This is a genomic window from Devosia geojensis (genome assembly GCF_000969415.1).
Taxonomy (GTDB): Bacteria; Pseudomonadota; Alphaproteobacteria; order Rhizobiales; family Devosiaceae; genus Devosia; species Devosia geojensis.
The window spans coordinates 1-3,382 of sequence record NZ_JZEX01000171.1; the positions used below are offsets into that span (position 1 = coordinate 1).

Consider the following 3,382-nt stretch of genomic DNA (forward strand, 5'->3'; position numbering starts at 1 on the left):
CCCCACCCTCATTCCCTCCCCTCAAGGGGGAGGGAGGCGAAGGGACCGCTGGTTCTAATAAAGCCTGACACGCTCTAGGCGCCATCACCGCTCGTTAACTGTTTCCCGGTTTGCCGGTGTGTTGCCTGCATCCGTGCGGAGCGCGTACAGGCTTCATTAAGAGGGCCATCCTAGGGTCGTTCGACAAGGGCAGAAGCCCTCATTGACGGTGCCTAGAACATGGCTGACGAAGCGACGATTGGGGAAAGCGGCGGCGAAGCGCGGCGGCTGAAGGCCGTCAAGGCGCTCGGTCTCCTCGATACGCCGCCCGCACCGGAGTTCGAGGCGCTGGTCGACCTCACCTGCCGCACGTTCGGCGTTGCGACCTGCGGCATCTCCCTCATCGACGACAGGCGGCAGTGGTTCAAGGCAATGCGCGGGCTCACCCGCCGCGAGATATCGCGCGAGCTCGCCTTCTGCACGCGGCTCATTACGACGCGCGCGCCCCTCAGCATCGCCGATCTTTCCGCCGACAGCGGCACCTGGCGGCACCCGCTGGTGGCGGGGGCGCCGCACCTGCGCTTCTATGCCGGCGCCCCGTTGATGCTCGGCGAGGAGGTGGTGGGGGCGCTCTGCGTTTTCGACACCCGTCCGCGCACCCTCACGCAGAGCGAAGCCGAAGCGCTCGAGCGCCTCGCCGCCGTCGGCAGCGGGCTGCTGCGCCAATACGACACGGCGCAGGCGCTTTCGCGGCTGTCGCACGAACTCGAGGCGCAGGGACGCCTCGCCGAGCAGCAGCGCCGGCTGCTTTCGCATCAGCACCGGGTGCTGGCGCAGGCTTCGGCCATCGCGCGGATCGGCGCCTGGGAGCGCGACCTCAAGACGGGGGCCAGCCGCTGGAGCGAGGGCATGTATCGGCTCTTCGAGGTCCCGGAGGACTTCGTCATCGACGAGGCGGCGATCCTGTCGTTCTATCCGCCGGGCGAGCGGCGGCGCGTCAAGGGAATCGTGTCGCGGGCCGCCAAGGCCGGCACCGGCCACCAGTTCGATGCGCAGATCGTCACGGCGAAGGGGAACCGGCGCTGGGTGCGGGTGACGTCCGAGATCGATCACGTCGACGGCGTGCCGGTGCGGCGCCTCGGCATCGTGCGCGACATCACCGAGGAGAAGGAGGCGGCCGACCGCATCGCCTCGCTCGCCGAGCGCGACGGGCTCACCGGCCTCTACAACCGGGCGTTCCTGCAGGCCCATATCGACGATCTGCCGACGCGCCGTGCGGGCCGGCGTCATGCGTTCCTGCTGCTCGACCTCGACGGGTTCAAGGACATCAACGACACCCACGGCCATGCGGCGGGCGACGAATGCCTCAAGCGCGTGTCGCGGCGGATCGCCCGGTCGGCCGGGCGCGAGGCGCTCGTTGCGCGCATCGGCGGGGACGAGTTCGCCGTGCTGGTCGAAGAGCCGGCGGGCCGGCAGGACGCGCGCGCGCTCGCCCGGCATATCCGCAAGGCCATCCAGGTGCCGCTGCGCTGGCGCGGGCACGCCTTCCAGCTCAGCGCCTCGATCGGCATCGCCTACTGGTCGGGCGGCGAGCCGGTGATGAGCGATGCGCTCTTTGCCGACGCCGACCTGGCGCTCTACGACGCCAAGGGCGCGGGCAAGAACTGCGAGGCGATCTACCGGCCGGAGCTGCGCGCCGAGGCGACGCGGCGGTTCGCCATCGTGCGCGATGTCGGCCGGGCGCTGAAACGTGGCGGGCTCGAGCTCTACTATCAGCCCAAGGTCCGCCTCATCGGCGGCGCCCACCAGGGGTTCGAGGCGCTGCTGCGCTGGGTGCGCGAGGACGGATCGGTCGTCTCGGCCGGCGCGTTCGAGCCGGCGCTGAAGGATCCCGGGCTTTCCGCCGAGATCGGCAATTTCGTCATCGAGAGCGCGCTCTCCCAGGCGGCCGGGTGGCAGGGGCAGGGGCTCGACTTCGGGTCGGTCGCGATCAATCTGGGCGCCAGCCAATTCCGCAACCGCAATCTCGGGCGCGCGATGCTGGAGCGCATCGACGCGCTCGGCCTGCCGCCGGGCGCCATCGAGGTGGAGGTGACCGAGGACGTCTTCCTCTCGCGCGCCGCAGGCCACGCGCTCGAGGTTTGCCGCGAGCTCAAGTACGGGGGCGTGACCATCGCCTTCGACGATTTCGGCACCGGCTTTGCATCGCTCACGCACCTGCGCGAGTTCCCGGTCGACGTGTTGAAGATCGACCGCAGCTTCATTTCGCGGCTGGGAACGGACGCCAGCACCACTTCCATCGTCCACGCGGTGGTCGACCTCGCCCACAATCTCGAGCTCGGCGTCGTGGCCGAGGGGGTCGAGACCGAGGGGCAGGCGCAGTTCCTGCGCGCGGTCGGCTGCGAATGGGCGCAGGGCTATCTCTATGCCCGGCCGATGGATGCGCGGGCGGTGCAGGGGTATCTGGGCACGGGAGCGGAGCGGCTGCGGGCTTGAGGCTGCGAACTTGCGAGCTGTCTCAGCGCCATGACCTCCCACCGGCTGTCATCCCGGCGAAAGCCGGGACCCAGTAAACGCCAGCCAAGCGGTTTTGCGCAAAACCTCCCACTGGGTCGTTCCCGCGAAAGCGGGATTCTCCGTTGCTTAGTCGATATCGCAAACTGAGGTCCCCGCTTTCGCGGGGATGACTCGGCTGGGATGGAAACATAGTAGCAGGCCGCACCGGCGTCGTTTACTGGATCCCGGCCTTCGCCGGGATGACATCGGGGTAGTGTATGAGGCGGTGCCAAGCGCACCGCCGCACCCGGCAAACTACTCCGCCGCCGGCCGCTCCTCCTCCAACACGTCCGGGCCGTTCGGGTCGCCCGGCGCGGTTTCGCAGCCGAGGTCGGGCAGGGCCGCGATGCGGTTGCCGCGGAAGTCGACGCGCAGCACCAGCAGGTTGCGCTCCTCGAAATAGCCGAGGAGCCGGCGGGCGCGGCCGGTCGAATGCGTGCCGTAGGCGCGCGCGAGCGTTGCGTCCGAGGGGCAGGGCTCGCCGGCGACCGCGGCCCGCGCGATCATCAGGAACACGCCCTGGATGTCGTCGGTCAGGCTTTCCGAGAGCGCCAGCGCCTGCTGCCAGGCCTCGCTCTCGGCGATCTCGGTCGCGACCCCGGCGCGCGCCACCGCGAGCTTCCTGCGGAGGGCCGGCAGCGCGGGCGGCTCGCCCGGCACGCGCCGGATGCGGCAGCGCACGAGGAAGTCCTGGTAGAGCTGGGCGACCGACCGGAAGCCGGCATCGGGATCGTCGAGGAGTTCGCGCATCACCGCGTCGATCGCCGCCTCGCGCTCGGCCTCGTCGATCTCCTCGAAGAGCGTTTGCTGCGGCGGCGTTTGCGTGCGCGCCTCGGCGAGCTGGGCG

The 3,382-nt window shown here is 69.9% G+C and carries 1 protein-coding gene and 1 pseudogene; one reads left to right on the plus strand and one right to left on the minus strand.

Features of this window, described 5'->3' with window-relative positions; all coding sequences use genetic code 11:
• The first annotated feature begins 219 nt into the window (after positions 1–219).
• Complete coding sequence (locus VE25_RS18965) at positions 220–2,475, plus strand: putative bifunctional diguanylate cyclase/phosphodiesterase (RefSeq protein WP_046110240.1); 2,256 nt, start codon at positions 220–222, stop codon at positions 2,473–2,475.
• A gap of 315 nt (positions 2,476–2,790) precedes the next feature.
• Here the strand turns inward: VE25_RS18965 and VE25_RS18970 are convergent.
• A pseudogene (locus VE25_RS18970) lies at positions 2,791–3,382 on the minus strand (ATP-binding protein); the annotation flags it as partial.

What these genes read in the sequence shown, in the direction of transcription:
- VE25_RS18965 (WP_046110240.1), top strand. Translation starts at nt 220, where the DNA reads ATGGCTGACGAAGCGACGATTGGGGAAAGCGGCGGCGAAGCGCGGCGG.